This is a genomic window from Mesorhizobium sp. AR10 (assembly GCF_024746795.1).
Classification (GTDB): Bacteria; Pseudomonadota; Alphaproteobacteria; order Rhizobiales; family Rhizobiaceae; genus Mesorhizobium.
In genome coordinates, this window is the sequence record NZ_CP080524.1 from 2,101,954 (window position 1) to 2,116,502 (window position 14,549).

Genomic DNA, 14,549 nt, shown 5'->3' on the forward strand with positions numbered 1-14,549 from the left:
ATAGAGGCCTTGTCGGGAAGCAACGGTTTTTGAAATGCATGTTGCTTTCTTGCAAGAGCATCAGCATCTTGCGCGCCGCCGGCGGGTGATCACGGACCTGACCACCAAGCGGCCGGACGCATTCCCAGACAAGAGAGAAAAATGACCTACGACAAGAATCCGTTTCCGGCCGGCGATGCCGATCGTCATGCGCTTTGGGAGATGTTGGTGCGTCGCGACATCGACGCGTTCCTTGGCCAGGACTGGTCGATGGTCGAGGACGATTTCGTTGCCGCAAGCTTCTTCGGCATGCACGCCCATTTCCTCAGCGACGCGGACTCCTGGCGGCTACAGTTCCCGACGCTCGAATCCTATCGCGACGAGTGGCTGCGCCAGGCGAAGGAAACGGCGGCGACAGAGTTTGCCGAGCCGCTGCGCGAGGCGCTGTTTCGCGTCACCAACATGCGCGACATCGATGTCGACGGCGATCGCGCCGTGCTGCACAAGAAGTTCAATGGTTCGGTCGCCAAGGCCGACGGCAGCGCCGACAGGCTAAAATGGCAGACGCTCTATTTCTGCACGAAGGTGGGCGGCCACTGGAAGATAGCTGGCTTTGTCGGCTACATGCCGCATCCTTTGGGCAGCTAGGAGGGAAAGGCCAACGACGCGTCCATCAACGACGGCGGGCGGCTAACGGCTCGGTTGGCCTTCGCTCACGAACACGCTGGCCTCCCTGGCCGCCGCCGTGAATGCGCGTCGCGCCGTGCCAACCGCACGCCGCTGCTCCATCGCATCCATCTGGGCTTTCAGGGCCGACCGGTACTTCGGCCCGCGACTCTCGTCTGGCCATTTGTCGAGCAGAAGCGAGGCGGCCTGGACCGTCCCTGTCACGGTCAGGAGGCTTCCAATCGGCTCACTCTCGATCGTCACGGAAACATCGAATTGTTCATCACGCATTGACGCAAACTCCTCAACTCTACCGGGCAGAACGGCGCTCTGGAGTATTCGTTCCAAATAGACTAGCGGGACCGGTGGTCGAACACGACCCCCATGGTCCTACCAATTGCCGTCATGACGATCAGCTCGACCAGGTCGTCGTCGCTGTCTGTGCAAGCAGGACCAATCCGGCGGACGGCATCCAGTGCGGCCCTAGTCGATATGGTGTCGCCGGCACGGAATTTTGAAAGCGCAGATGTAACAAGTCCTTGGGCTGTCAGGTCAACGACAGCCACCCTCGGCACGACGTTCATTGGCCTCCTCCTGCCATGAACCCTCTCCGGTGAGAATGATACGCCGACCGGCAGCAAGCGCCAGCGAAATGGTGGTCCGACCAGAGTCACTGGCGACACCCTGCCGCCAGATTTGTTCAGCAATCACTGATGTTCCCGAGACAGCCAGCGGTGACGATCTGCAGGGTGCTCAGAAGCGCCGTCAGCCAGCTGTGCGCAACACGGCGCGGTTGGCCATGGGCGCTCGACGGGCTGTGATCCGGTTGATAAGCCCGTCTGCGAAGGAGCCTTGAGTCGACCATGACCGTTGCGATCGAGATGGGACACACGACCGCAGGCGCCCCGGCGACCCTGGATCTTGAGGAATTGCTGGCGACCCGCCTTTTGGTGCAGGGCAATTCCGGCTCCGGCAAATCGCATCTTTTGCGCCGGCTCTTGGAGCAGAGCGCGCCCTGGGTGCAGCAGACCATCATCGACCCCGAGGGCGACTTCGTCTCGCTGGGCGACCGTTTCGGCCATTTGGTGATCGATGCCGAGGAGCATACCGAGCGCGGCCTGCAGAGCGCCGGCGAGCGGGCGCGCCTGCATCGCGTCTCCACCGTGCTCAATCTCGAAGGGCTCGACGCCGAGAACCAGATGCGGCGCGCCGCCGCCTTCCTCGGCGGGCTGTTCGAGGTCGCCCGCGACCACTGGTACCCGATGCTGGTGGTGGTGGACGAGGCGCAATTGTTCGCACCGGCGGTCGCCGGCGAGGTGTCGGACGAGGCGCGCAAGCTCTCGCTCGGGGCCATGACCAATTTGATGTGCCGCGGCCGCAAGCGCGGGCTTGCCGGCATCATCGCCACGCAGCGGCTGGCCAAGCTCGCCAAGAACGTCGCCGCCGAGGCGTCCAATTTCCTCATGGGCCGAACCTTTCTCGATATCGACATGGCGCGCGCCGCCGATCTTCTCGGCATGGAGCGGCGCCAGGCGGAAGCTTTTCGCGATCTGGAGCGCGGGCAGTTCATGGCGCTGGGCCCGGCGCTGTCGCGCCGTCCCCTGGGGCTGCGCATTGGTCCAACGGATACCCAGCCGCGCAACGGCACCCCGCGCCTCATGCCGCTGCCGGAAGCAGCCCTCGAGGACGCCCGCGCCATCATCCTGGCAGCCCCGCCGCCCGAGACTGTCCGGCCGCAACGGCGGTCGTCGCCGGATCTGCTCGACCAGCTGATGGCAGCGAAGTCGGCGACGCGGGAAATCCGTCCCGAAGTGGTGGAGCAGCCGATCAGCGCCGAGGATCTGGCGGAACGGCGTGAGCGGATGGACCGCATTCTGCGCGCCGTGTTGGCGGAGCCCGACGCGGGGTTCCGTGTCATCGGCGTGCTTTATCAGGAATTCGTGGTCCGCTGCCGGATCGAGGGCCTCGCTTCGGTCGTGCCGGGCCTGCCGGAGTTCCGTCGCCTGCTGACGCGCGCCCGCGCCGGGCTAGGCTCCGATATGGCAGGGGATGATGCGTGGCAGGATGTCTCGGTCCGCGCCTCGCTTCTGCCCGAGGATATGCAAGGTGTGTTCATGATGATTGCGCGGGCGGCGAAGGAGGGCTGGCCGTGCCCGAGCGACGCGGCGATTGCCCGCGCCTATGGCTCGCACTCGCTGCGCCGCGCCCGGCGTCTGCTGACCTATATCGAGGAGCAGGGCCTGATCGTCTGTCAGCTAGACGGCACCGGCCGGCGCACCGTGACGCTGGTCGAACTGGCCTGGGCAACGGCACCGGGCGACCCCAATGCCGAGGAAGCGGAGCAGGGGAGCTTGGCTGTTTGAGGAGCGGTCCCGCTTCGGGCCTTGCCGAGTCCCCGCCACGGTTCTTCATGCAAGCGGATGCGCTGAACAAGATGTGTTTCGCGGATTGGCGCGAGGCGCTTTATGATCGCTTGCTGATTCGGTGGGAGAATTGATCCGGTGCGGTTGAGATCTGTTCCGCTGGGTGTCGCCAGCATCCTCGGCTTGCTCATCGTCGTCATCGCCCTGATGGCGTCGGCTCGGTCCTTTGCCGCACGATCCGATGTCCCGGCCTGGCTGCAGGCCCATGTCGGCGAAGGCGACGGTCAAATCGCACAAGTGGTGCTGGAGAGAGCGCGCGCGCTCTACCTGAAAAAGGTGAGCCAGGGCGCCGTCAAGAACCCCTGCTACTTTGCCATGGATGCGACGCGCCCCGGCGACCTGGGCAATGGCGTGCTGGGGCGCCGCTACTACGTCATCTGCGAAGCCGACCAGTCGTTTCGCGCGATTTCGTCGGGCCACGGCAGCGGCCGGAATTTGAAAGGCGTCGTGAATTTCGCCAACGGAAAACGGTGTGCGAAAAACTTCGGCAATGCCCTGGACTCGTCATTGACGGCCGGCGGCGCCTATATGACCGGCGAGGCGAAAACCTCGTTCAAAGGCTATTACCGCACCGGGGCGAAAAAGGACGCGGTTTTGCTGCGCACCTTCATACAGTTTGACGGCGAAGGCGAAGCCGCGAACGCCAGACAGCGGGTGATCGGCGGGCACGCGGCGCGGCTGCTGAGGGGCATGTGCCTTCGCAAAAGCCCGAAGAGCTCTTACGCAGACCATGACGGCTACGTGCCGTTCGGCAAGCTGGTGGACTACGCCGGCGGCCGCAGCAATGGCTGCACCAGCTGGTCGCCGGCGGATGCAGAACAGATCATCGCGATGGTGAAGGGCAACCCGACGACGCTCTATATCTACCCTGAATCACGCGACATCGCCGCCGTCGCGAAGGGTTCGGCTGCAGGCGCCTATTGGAACGCGTCCTGCCTGAAGGAAATCGGCGCGCCGAAATTCTGGCCGAGAAAAACCCTCGAGCCGATCATCGCTCAGTACAAGAAGGATCATCCGGCCCCGCCGCCGCAGCCGTTGCCGATCTGCACGGGGCCGTGACGTTCTTGCCCATCGCATTGATCTGACACGGCAAGCGCAATGGCCTCAAATGGCGAACAAATAGTTAGAGACGTCCTGGAAGATCTATAACAGGCGGGCTTCATTGGTAGAGCATGACTCCAGTGTCCAATGCCGGACAAGGTTTGGAGGATAGCGGTAGCCTCGGTTCAAAAGCAGCCGTTCGCTCCTAGCACACTACCGATCCTCGATAATCCTCAGATAGGCCGCCGTCACAAACAGCACGATCAGGCCGAACAGGATGCGTCGCGCGCCTTCCGGCATCTGCAGGATGGTCAGCAGCGTCGTCAGCACGGTGAGGATGAGGGCGCCGACGATGGTGCCGGTGTAGCCGCCGCGGCCGCCGAAGATCGAGGTGCCGCCGATGACGGCGGCGGCCACCGAAGGCAGCACCAGCGGTTCTGCGAGCGACAGCGATGGGGCCTTGATCAGACCGACATAGAGCAGGCCGGTGATGCCGGCGAGCACGCTGGAGATGACGTAAAGCGCCGTGATCACCTGCCAGTACTGGACGCCGGACAGGCGCGTTGCCCGCTCATTGTCGCCGACCGCATAGAGCAGGCGGCCGAAGCCGGTACGGCCTAGGGTGAAGACGATCAGCGCCGCCAGCGGCACGAACAGCAGTAGCGCGTTGGGCACGCCGTAGGTCAGGCCGGTGCCGAGCCAGGCAAGGAAGTCCGGGATTTTGGCGCCCGAAGCAATGACCGTGCGCTGGTAGACCTGCAGGCAGCCGGTGCCGATCAGGCTGGTGCCGAGCGTCATGATCAGCGGGTGGACGCGAAAGACGCCGACGCCGATGCCGTTGATCAGGCCGATCAGCACCGCCGGCATCATCGCCAGCAGGAATGCCACCGCCGGGTCCTGATGGACGACTTGCGTCGCCATGATGAAGGCGCTCATCGTCGCCACCGTTCCAACCGAGAGGTCGATGCCGCCGGTCAGCATGGTCATGGTCTGGCAGCCGGCGAGGATGGCCAGCGGAATGGCGAACTTGACGGTGTTGGCGAGCCAGCGCTCGTTGACAATGCCGGGGCGCAAGATCTGCAGGATCACCACCAGGATGACCAGCAGGACGATCAGCGGGATGAGCGGCCGGTCTGCCATGAAGCGCTTGAGGCGGCGGCCGAAAGGGATGGCTTGAGGGCTCGTTGCGGCACTGCTCATGATTGCCGGCTCCGCATGGTGATGAAGGCGCCGAACATCACCACGGCGACCATGATGGCACCCTCGATGATGGCGGTGACGTTGGGGTCGATGGCGAGCAGCGTCAGGTCGGTGCGCACCAGCCGCAGCACGAAGACCGCGACGATCGGGCCGAGCAAGCCGCCCTTGCCGCCGCCGAGTGCGACACCACCCAGCACCACCGCCGCCACGCTGGCCAAGAGGTAAGGGCCGGGAATGGGCGCGCCGATGCCGGTGCTCATAGTCAGCGCCAGCCCGCCCATGGCGGCGAACAGCCCCGACAGCGCATAGGCAATGATGCGGGTGCGCGCCACAGGCACGCCGCTGCGAAACGCCGCCAGTTCGCTGCTGCCGATGGCATAGATGGAAAGGCCGAGCTTTGAGCGCTTGAGCGGAATCCAGATGATGCAAAGGCATATGATCAGCACCAGCAGCGCCTTCGGCAGCCAGGCGTCGATGTTGTCGGGCAGGCCCGGTATCGGCACCGTTCCGACGATGGTCGCCTTCAGCCATTCGGCGACCGCGCCGCCGGGGGCATCGAGGACGAGCAGGGCAGCCCCCTGCAGCACGAACAGGGTGGCCAGCGTGACGACGATGTCGGGCACGCGGGTGACGACGATGAGGATGCCGTTGACGGCGCCGAGCACGAAACCCATGGCCAGCACGAACGGCACCACGAAAAGCGCGTATTCCTCGCTGGCGCCATTCATCATCGAGGCGGCGGTGACGCTGGTCAGCGCCATCATGGCGCCGACCGACAGGTCGATGCCACCGGCGATGACGACGACGGTCTGGGCGGCCACGGCGAAAGCGTAAGGCAAAACCGCGCGCACCAGCGAACCGAAATCGCCGCTGCCATAGCCCGGCTGGATCAGCTTGGTGATGATGAAGAGTGCGACGAAGAGAACGAACAGACCGGCGACCCAGCCCTGCCGGCGCAACAGATAGCTCATGGCGTCGCCCCCGGCGTCTGCGAGGGGTTCTCCGGGGTTTTCGACGTCGGGTCGGCAAGGATGCCGACATCCGCTTTGGCGCCGCGCGGCAGACCGTAGGCGGCGCGCATCAGCGCCGGCTCGTCGGCGAGTTCCACCGGGAAGATATCGACGACGCGGCCGCCGAAGATGACGATGACGCGGTCGCAGACACGCTGCACCTCTTCGAGTTCAGACGTGTAGAACAGCACCGACTTGCCCTGATCGGCGAGTTCGCGCAGCAGCTTGTAGATCTCCTGCTTGGTGCCGACATCGATGCCGCGCGTCGGGTCGAAGCACAGGATGGTCCGCGCGTCAGCGGCGATCCAGCGGGCGATCGTCACCTTCTGCTGGTTGCCGCCGGACAGGCGCTGCACCTCGCCCTGGGCACGGGTGTCGATCTGCAGCCGCTGGATGGCGCTGACGACCTTGGCGCGTTCCTGGCGCATGTTGATCGGGCCCCAGTTGCGCAAGGCGGCGCTGAAGGGGAGTGCAATGTTCTCGCGCACCGAGCGCTGCATGGCGAGCGCTTCGGCGCGGTCGCCTGGGACATAGGCGATGCCGGTGCGGATAGCGTCGATCGGGTGGGCAAATTTGACCGACTGGCCGTCGACCTCGATCGTTCCACCGCCTGGCCGGATGGAGCCGGCGAGCGCGGCAAACAGCTCGTCCTGACCTTGTCCCTCAAGCGCTACGACACCGGCCACCTCGCCGTCGGCGAGATCGAACGAGACATCATTGAGCTTGGTGCCTACACGCAGGTTGTGGACGCTCAGCCGCGGGCGGCTGGCCGCAGTCGAAGCGGCCTGGCTCGCGGTACGCGCGGCCATCTGGGTCTTGACGATCCTCGCGCCAAGCATGAGTTCGACGATCTGCTCCTCGACGCCCGGTACGATATCGACGACGCCGACGGTCTCGCCATCGCGCAGCACGGTGGCTCGGTCACAAAGCGCCGATATCTCGACAAAGCGGTGGGAAATGAAGATTACCGAACGGCCGGCGTCACCCTGGCGGCGCACGACTTCCAGCACTTTTTCGGCAAGGTTCGCCGGCAAGGCGGCGGTCATCTCGTCGAGCAGCAAAACGTCGGGCTCGACGGCAAGAGCGCGCGCCAGATCGAGCACGCGCAGCACGGCCAAAGGAATGTCGCGCGCGGTGTCGCGTATGTCGAGATCGGGGATGCCGAGTTCGCGCACCCAGGCGCGGAACGGCTCGACCGGCGTACCGGTCAGCCGAAGGTTGGATAGCACGTCCAGATCGGGGATCAGCGACGGCTCCTGGTAGACAGGAAGCAGGCCGGCGCGGCGCGCATCGGCGGGCGAGCGCACATCGCGGGCTTCGCCGCGGATCAGGATGCGCCCGGCGTCCGCCCGGATGGCGCCGGTCAGGATTTTCACCAGCGTCGATTTGCCGGCGCCGTTGGCGCCCATGAGGGCGTGAACCTCGCCCGGCAGGACGGACAGCGACGCATTGCGCAGCGCCGCCACGGCGCCGTAGTTCTTAACGACGCCGGTGGCGTCCAGGAGCGGATTCGCTGTCAAATCATGCGGTTCTCAGTTGCGCGGCAAGGACGGCAGGCAAACGCCCGCCGTCCTCGCATTTCAATTGCAGATCAGGCGATTATTCGCCCGGGCCCTTGCAGGCGACGATCTGTTCCTTGGTGTAGGTGGTCCATTCCGGGATGGAGATCGAGACCGGCCATTCCGGGCTGAGCGACGGATCGGCCGCTGCCTTGAGCTTGGCCTTGCCTTCCTCGGTGGCGTTCTCCCACAGCTGCGGCTCAACCAGAACGGTCTGCTGTGCCGGCTTCTTGCCGTTGAGGATCTGCAGTGCCAGCGTGACGCCGGCGCCGCCGATCGAGCCGGGGTTGGTGACCGCAGCACCAACGAGACCCTTGACCGAGCTCAGCTGGCCGACGAAGCCGGCATTGTCGGCCCCGACAACCGGCACCAGCGGCGCCTGCGACTCGACCAGCGCATCGACGATCACGTTGTCGATGCCAGAAGTCCAGATGCCGTTGAAGGGCGTGCCCGTGGCGATGAAGGACAGGATCTGCTGCTTGCCCTGATCCTGCTGCCAGCCGGTGAACACTTCCTGCGCGACCTTCACGTCGGGGAATTCGGCAAGTGCCTTCTTGAAGCCCTTGTCGCGGTCGCTGTCGGCGGAAGCGCCTGCAGCACCGCGCATATAGACCACGTCGCCCTTGCCACCGATCTGCTGGAACAGCCATTTGGCGCCGAGATAGGCATATTGTTCCTGGTTGTTGGAGATGATGTAGGCTGACGGTTCGGTGACCGCCTGGTCGACCGCGACGACGACGATGCCGGCCTTTGTGGCCTCCTCCAGGCCAGCCTTGATGCCGGCCGGATCGGCCGGGTTGACGACGATGGCGTTGACCTTGGCGCTGATCAGGTTGCGGATGTCCTCGAGTTGACCGGCCGCGTCGGTGTTGCGGTGGGCGATGTTGAGCTTGGTGACCTCGCCGGAGGCCAGCGCCTGCGCCTTCATCGCGCAGATCATCTCCTCGCGCCAGCCATTGCCCTGCACGGTGTTGGAAATGCCGATCGTGTATTTGCCCTCGGCGGACGAGACGCCCACCGAAGCCATGAAGGCCGCGCCGGCAAGCAGCGGAACCATCGTCAGATATTTTCTATTTTTCATTTCAGTCTTCCTCCACATTGATTTCTTGTTTCAGTCCAGAAGTCGTCACTTAACGAAGGGGCGCAGTACATCGCGGGCCAGCAGAAAGCCTCGCTTCACCTTGTCGTCACTCCCTTCAAATCGCCGGTCCTCGTGTTCGATGATGATGGGCCCATCGTAGCCAGCCCGATAGAGGCCGGAGAAGATGACGTTCCAGTCGACATCGCCGAGCCCAGGCATGCGCGGAACCTGCCAGCCGATGCCGGCGGAAAGGATGCCGCGTTCATAGAGGCCCTCACGGTCGATCATCAGGTCCTTGGCATGGGCATGCAGCATGTGCGGCCCAAATTCTCTGATGAAGCGGGCCTGGTCGATCATCTGCCAGACCAGATGCGACGGGTCGAAATTCATCCCGACATCGCCGCCCCAGGCTTCGAGGATGCGGCGCCAGATGTAGGGCGAATAGGCGATGTTGTGGCCGCCCGGCCATTCGTCATAGCTGAAGATCATCGGGCAGTTCTCAAAACTCAGCTTGACGCCGTTGTCGCGCGCATGGGCGATGATGGCGGGCCAGACCTTGAGCGCTTCCTCCCAGTTGGCGTCGACCGTTTTCGAGGCGTCGCCGCCGCAGAAGGTGTTGACCAAAGGCACGCCCATCCGGCTCGCCAGCACGATCACCTTTTTCAGGTGATCGATGACGGTTTGGCGATGGGCGGCATCGGGATGCAGCGGATTGGGATAGAAACCGAGGCCTGAGATCGACAGCTTCTTCTCCGCCAGCGCGGCAGCAATCTCCTTCGCCTGCGACGCCGAGGTCGAGGCGGCGTCGATATGGCTGGTGCCGGCATAACGCCGGCTCTCACCGGAGGATTTCGGCCAGCAGGCGATCTCCAGCGCCTCGAAGCCGGCCGCGCTTGCCCAGTCGGAGACCTCGCCAAGCGGGGTCTCCGCAAATGGTGCGGTGAGCAGTCCGAGCTTCATATTGCCTCCCTTCCTCCTACTATGCCGATTGCGCCGGCAGCTTCAACCGTGTGGCCGCCGCTGGTTCCACCATATGTCTGACAAGGCCCATAGGATCGGCCGAGAGCAGACCGTCGAGAGCGCCTGTCACTGCTGCGCGGAAATCCCTGTTTGCGGCAAGTTCCGGGTCGAAAATGGTGTCGATGGCGAGGATCGCGCTCGCCAGAGCCTTGGTGTCGTCGCCGGTCGCGTCGGCGATGCCGGCGACCTTGTCGGCATAGGGGTCCGACACCGGCCAGCGCCCGCCAAACCGCGCCGAGGCCAGGATCAGGTAAGCCATCCAGCCGGCGACAGGCACCGACAACAGGGCGATGCTGTCGCCGCGCCGCAGCCGGTCGAGGATCGGGTTAAGCAGACGCTGCACGATCTTCTGCGAGCCGTCGGTGGCGATCTGGTGATTGCGATGGCGGATCGCCGTGTTGCGCAAGCGGCCAAGGCTCTGCTCGACATAGGCCTCCGGGGAGACGCCGGGCACCGGCATCAGCGTCGGCAGCGTCTCTTCCAGCAGCATGCGGCGAACGAAGGTCGCGAGTAGCGCGTCGGCGATCACATCCGAGGTGTGCTCGAGCCCGGCCAGCACGCCCAGAGTGGCCAGCGTCGTCTGGGCGCCGTTGAGCACCCGCATCTTGAGATGTTCGAACGGCGTGACGTCGTCGACGAAGCTCGCCCCAACCAGGTCCCATCGCGGCACGCGGCTGGCGAATTTCTGCTCGATCACCCATTGCCGGAACGGCTCGCCGACCACGACGGCAGCATCGCGGTAGCCGAAGTGCTGCTCGACGGTCTCGATATCCGCCTGCGAGGTCGCCGGCGTGATGCGGTCGACCATGGCCGAGGGGAAGGCGACGTTGGCGGCGATCCAATCGGCCAGCCCATTGCCGCGCTTTTCGACCATCGACTGGACCACATTGGCCAGGATCACGCCGTTGGTCGGGATGTTGTCGCAGGAGAGCAGTGTTACCGGATGCCCGTGCGTGGTCATGCGCAGTTCGAGCGCCCGCGCCAGGATGCCGGGCACGCTGCGCGGTATGAGCGGATTGGCGAGGTCATGGACAATGTCGGAATGATCGAAGTCGAGCGCGCCGCTCGACGGAATGTGACAATAGCCCTTCTCGGTCACGGTCAGCGTGACGACGTCGATGTCCGCCGAGGCCAGCACGTCGAGCGCTGGTGCTGCACTGTCCTGGCTGTCGACGACCGAGACCATGCTGCCGATGGCGCGCGCCTCGACACGATTATCTTCGCGGACGAGGCGCGTGTAGAGCCCGCCCTGTCGTCCTAGCGTCTCCGACAGAAGCGGGGGACGAATGTTGATGCCGACCACGCCCCAGCGATCGAACCTGAGGGAGAGAAGATCGTCGGTATATTCGGCCTGATGGCAACGATGGAAGGCGCCGACGCCGATATGGGCCATCCCAGGAGCAAGGGCGCCCCGGTCGTAGAACGGCTTCTGCACCGAATCCGGTAGCCGGATAATCATCTCCGGGTTGAGCGCTTCGAGCGATCCGGATACGGCGTTCACCGGTTCGCCCCTATCACCCATTGCTCCTGGTCGATCAGGGAGCCGGTCATCGGTCCGGAGGCGTCGGACAGCAGAAAGACGGTGAGGTTCGCCACTTCACCTGGCGCCAGCAGGCGGCCGAATGGCTGCGAGGCGTTGGCGGCGTCGATCCAGCCCGGACCGTGCGCAAGCGTCTCGGATTGCATGATGCGTTCGGCCGGCGTGTCGGTCCAGCCGACATTGATACCATTGACGCGGATGCGGTCGAAGCGATGGGCGTTGGCCGCGTTGCGGGTCAGCGTGGCGAGCGCGCCCTTGGTGGCCGAATAGACGGCGAGTTCCGGCGAGCCGCAATGCGCGTTGATCGACAGGATGTTGACGATGGCGCCGCCTTGTCCGCGCTTGACCATGTCGGCGATGGCCGCCTGCATCAGGAAGAACGGCGCCCGCGCGTTGACGGCGAACAGTGAGGACCAGTCGTCTAGGCCGGCATCGAGAAACGAGGCGCGATCGGTCAGGCCGGCGGCGTTGACCAGCGCGTCGATCCGTCCGAAGCGGGAAATGCATGCCTCCACCAAATGCGCGGGGGTAGCGGGGTCCGCCAGATCGGCGGCGACGAAGATGGTTGGCGCGCCGATCTCGGAAAGCGCTGCCGCGACCTCGGCTCCGCGCACCGGCTCGCGGCCAGTGACCAGCAGGCCGCCGGCACCGGAACGCGCAAGCGTTTCTGCGATCGCCCGGCCAATGCCTTGCGTGGCGCCGGTGACCAGCACCACCTTGTTGTCGAGGCGAAGCTCCATTCCTCCTCCCGGAACAAAGTTTCTATTTTTCTAAATATGGAATGCCAATTCTCCATAGTCAATTGTGCCAAGCGATCTCATTGCGTGCGGCGCACGGCGACGCCATGGACCAGGGCCATGCCGACGGCCAGCGACGCGGCCAGCGAACGGAAGCCGGCAAAGTCGGACTCGACGACCTCCAGCCAGGTGTCCGACAGTTTGACCAGCGGGCTGAAGGTGCTGTCGGTGATGGTGACAATGCGCGCCTTTCGCTCATGGGCGACGGCGACGAGGTCCGGGGTGATCGAATTGTAGGGGCTGAAGGAGACCGCAAGCACCGCGTCACGCTTGCCGATGCAGCCGACCTGATCCAGCGCCGTGGAGCCGACATTGTCGACCAGCACGTTGCGGACGCCCTGCTGTGACAAAGTCAGCGAGAGGTAGGTGGTGACGGGAAAGGCGCGTTTGGAGCCGATGACATAGATCAGGTCCGCTGCAGCCAAAAGCTCGACCATCTTCTCGAAGCTTTCGATGTCGAAGCCATTGTCGATGCGGCCGAGCGAGGTCTGCGATGCCGCGACCATGCCGTTGAGAAAATGCAGATTGGCATTGGGCTCGGTCCGCTCCTGGCCCTCGCGCGCCCGGCCTTCCGGCCAGGAGCCTTTGACGTGGTCCTTGAACAGCCCCTGAAAATCGGAAAAGCCGGCATAGCCGAAGATTTGAGCAAAACGAACAAGCGTCGAGGGCTGCACGCCGGCCTGGTCGGCAACCTGCGCGATCGTGCCGAGCGCGACATCGCTCGGATGCTGCCACAGGAAAATGGCGACTTGCCGCAGCCGCTTGGGGAAATGCACTGTGCCGGACGACAGCACCGCGCGCAGTTCCTCATAGGTTTGCGGCTTGGTGTAGCCGAGCGCGGCAAGCGACCGGCCACGTTTGCGGGTTGCCGCCTCGTCGGCAATCGACCGTTCCGATGATTTGCGCGCCCCACTCATGATTTCAGGCTAGCGCGGTACGATCGTTTTACAATATGGAAATTGGAAAAGGTGTTCGAAAATGTTAGCGGCGTCTTGGGGCTTCTGTCCGGGAGGAGTTTGAAAAATCATGGTCCATGCAATCGCTGACGGATCGATGCGCGCACGCTTGCGGGTCGGCATGGTGGGAGGCGGCCGCAATGCCTTCATCGGCGCCGTGCACCGGTTGGCGATGCGGCTCGACGACCAGATCGCACTGATGGCCGGCGCGCTGTCGTCGGACCCCGAAAATGCGGCCGCCTCGGCTGCCGAGATCGGCATCGCGCCCGAGCGCAGCTATGCCGACTACCGCGCGATGGCGCAGGCCGAGGCGGCCCGGCCCGACGGCATCGAAGCCGTCGTCATCGTCACGCCCAACCATCTGCATGCGCCGATCGCCACCGCTTTCCTCGAAGCCGGCATCGACGTCATCTGCGACAAGCCGCTGTCGACGACACTGACCGACGCCGAAGCGCTGGTGGCACTGGCGCGGGCGAAAAACCGCCGGTTCGTGGTGACGCTCAACAACACTGGTTACGCCATGGTCCGCCAGGCGCGCGAGATGGTGGCGGCCGGCGAACTCGGCCGCATCGTTTCCGTGCACGCTGCCTACATCCAGGACTGGCTGACCCAGCCGATCGATGCGCAGGGCCAGAAGCAGGCGGAATGGCGCACCGATCCGGTACGGGCCGGGCAATCCGCAGTGCTGGCAGATATCGGCGTGCACGCCTTCAACCTGGCGAGCTTCATTTCGGGCTGTGAGGCCGAGGCGGTCTCCGCCGACCTGTTCACCGCCGTGCCGGGACGGCGGCTCGACGACAACGCCCATGTGCTGGTGCGCTGGACGGGCGGCGCGCGTGGCACGATCCTGGCCAGCCAGACGTCGCCCGGCCACTACAACGATCTTTCCGTCCGCATCTATGGCGACAAGGCCGGGCTCGAATGGTCGGGCACGCGGCCGGAGGAACTGCGCTTCTCGCGCTATGGCGAGGAGACGCGCACGCTGGTGCGCGGCGGACATGGATCGTCCGAGGAAAGCCGCCGGGTGTCGCGCATGCCGGCAGCCCACCCGGAAGGCTATATCGAGGCCTTCGCCAATTTCTATCGCGACGCGGCTGACATCATTCGCGCCCATCGCTCAGGCGGGACGGTCGATCCGGCCCGTGCGGCGCAAGTGCCCGATGTCGTCGACGGCGCGCGCGGCGTGAAGTTCGTCGCGGCGGCGGTGGACTCGAACTCTGCGGGCGGGGCGTGGACGGCTGCGCGGTTTGGGGGATAGTCCGCGACGGCAGATCGGT

At 64.7% G+C, this 14,549-nt stretch carries 14 protein-coding genes; 4 read left to right on the forward strand and 10 right to left on the reverse strand.

Translation table 11 applies throughout. From position 1 onward, the window contains the following. Positions 1-141 precede the first annotated feature (141 nt). Positions 142-627, forward strand: a complete 486-nt coding sequence (locus tag LHFGNBLO_RS13685; RefSeq protein WP_258608159.1) for a hypothetical protein — start codon at positions 142-144, stop codon at positions 625-627. 42 nt (positions 628-669) lie between these two features. On the opposite strand, the gene LHFGNBLO_RS13690 is transcribed toward LHFGNBLO_RS13685, so the two are convergent. Together LHFGNBLO_RS13690 and LHFGNBLO_RS13695 are read right to left on the reverse strand one after the other, a co-directional pair. Continuing rightward, the gene (locus tag LHFGNBLO_RS13690; RefSeq protein WP_258608160.1) at positions 670-936 is read right to left on the reverse strand and encodes a DUF982 domain-containing protein; all 267 of its coding nucleotides are present in this window, start codon (positions 934-936) and stop codon (positions 670-672) included. Positions 937-998: 62 nt separating this feature from the next. Beyond that, the gene (locus LHFGNBLO_RS13695; RefSeq protein ID WP_258608162.1) at positions 999-1,229 is read right to left on the reverse strand and encodes a hypothetical protein; all 231 of its coding nucleotides are present in this window, start codon (positions 1,227-1,229) and stop codon (positions 999-1,001) included. A 279-nt stretch (positions 1,230-1,508) separates the two neighbouring features. Here LHFGNBLO_RS13695 and LHFGNBLO_RS13700 point away from each other — a divergent pair, with 279 nt between their 5' ends. After that, positions 1,509-3,008, forward strand: a complete 1,500-nt coding sequence (locus tag LHFGNBLO_RS13700; RefSeq protein WP_258608164.1) for an ATP-binding protein — start codon at positions 1,509-1,511, stop codon at positions 3,006-3,008. Between the two features lie 138 nt (positions 3,009-3,146). After that, positions 3,147-4,127 (forward strand): murein L,D-transpeptidase catalytic domain family protein, encoded by a 981-nt coding sequence (locus LHFGNBLO_RS13705; RefSeq protein WP_258608166.1) that lies wholly within the window; start codon positions 3,147-3,149, stop codon positions 4,125-4,127. Positions 4,128-4,322: 195 nt separating this feature from the next. Here LHFGNBLO_RS13705 and LHFGNBLO_RS13710 read toward each other — a convergent pair whose 3' ends face one another. From LHFGNBLO_RS13710 to LHFGNBLO_RS13745, 8 genes are all read right to left on the reverse strand, one after another. After that, a complete protein-coding gene (locus LHFGNBLO_RS13710; RefSeq protein ID WP_258608168.1) occupies positions 4,323-5,309 on the reverse strand; it encodes an ABC transporter permease in 987 nt (328 codons plus the stop codon). Next, a complete protein-coding gene (locus LHFGNBLO_RS13715; protein WP_258608170.1) occupies positions 5,306-6,280 on the reverse strand; it encodes an ABC transporter permease in 975 nt (324 codons plus the stop codon). Before LHFGNBLO_RS13715 ends, LHFGNBLO_RS13710 begins: the two co-directional genes overlap by 4 nt. Further along, positions 6,277-7,839 carry a sugar ABC transporter ATP-binding protein gene (locus LHFGNBLO_RS13720; RefSeq protein ID WP_258608171.1) on the reverse strand — a complete coding sequence of 521 codons (1,563 nt, stop codon included), beginning with the start codon at positions 7,837-7,839 and terminating at the stop codon, positions 6,277-6,279. The genes LHFGNBLO_RS13715 and LHFGNBLO_RS13720 overlap by 4 nt, the downstream gene beginning before the upstream one ends. Positions 7,840-7,918: 79 nt before the next feature. Next, positions 7,919-8,977 carry an ABC transporter substrate-binding protein gene (locus LHFGNBLO_RS13725; RefSeq protein ID WP_319944220.1) on the reverse strand — a complete coding sequence of 353 codons (1,059 nt, stop codon included), beginning with the start codon at positions 8,975-8,977 and terminating at the stop codon, positions 7,919-7,921. 27 nt (positions 8,978-9,004) lie between these two features. Continuing rightward, entirely contained in the window at positions 9,005-9,919 is a 915-nt protein-coding gene (locus tag LHFGNBLO_RS13730; RefSeq protein WP_258608175.1) for a sugar phosphate isomerase/epimerase family protein, read from the reverse strand. Between the two features lie 19 nt (positions 9,920-9,938). Next, entirely contained in the window at positions 9,939-11,438 is a 1,500-nt protein-coding gene (locus LHFGNBLO_RS13735; protein ID WP_258609713.1) for a mannitol dehydrogenase family protein, read from the reverse strand. Positions 11,439-11,476: 38 nt separating this feature from the next. Continuing rightward, complete coding sequence (locus LHFGNBLO_RS13740; protein WP_258608177.1) at positions 11,477-12,259, reverse strand: SDR family oxidoreductase; 783 nt, start codon at positions 12,257-12,259, stop codon at positions 11,477-11,479. A 77-nt stretch (positions 12,260-12,336) separates the two neighbouring features. Next, complete coding sequence (locus LHFGNBLO_RS13745; protein WP_258608179.1) at positions 12,337-13,233, reverse strand: MurR/RpiR family transcriptional regulator; 897 nt, start codon at positions 13,231-13,233, stop codon at positions 12,337-12,339. A gap of 109 nt (positions 13,234-13,342) precedes the next feature. On the opposite strand from LHFGNBLO_RS13745, the gene LHFGNBLO_RS13750 reads away from it, so the two are divergent. Beyond that, a complete protein-coding gene (locus LHFGNBLO_RS13750) occupies positions 13,343-14,530 on the forward strand; it encodes a Gfo/Idh/MocA family protein (RefSeq protein WP_258608181.1) in 1,188 nt (395 codons plus the stop codon). Positions 14,531-14,549: the final 19 nt, after the last annotated feature.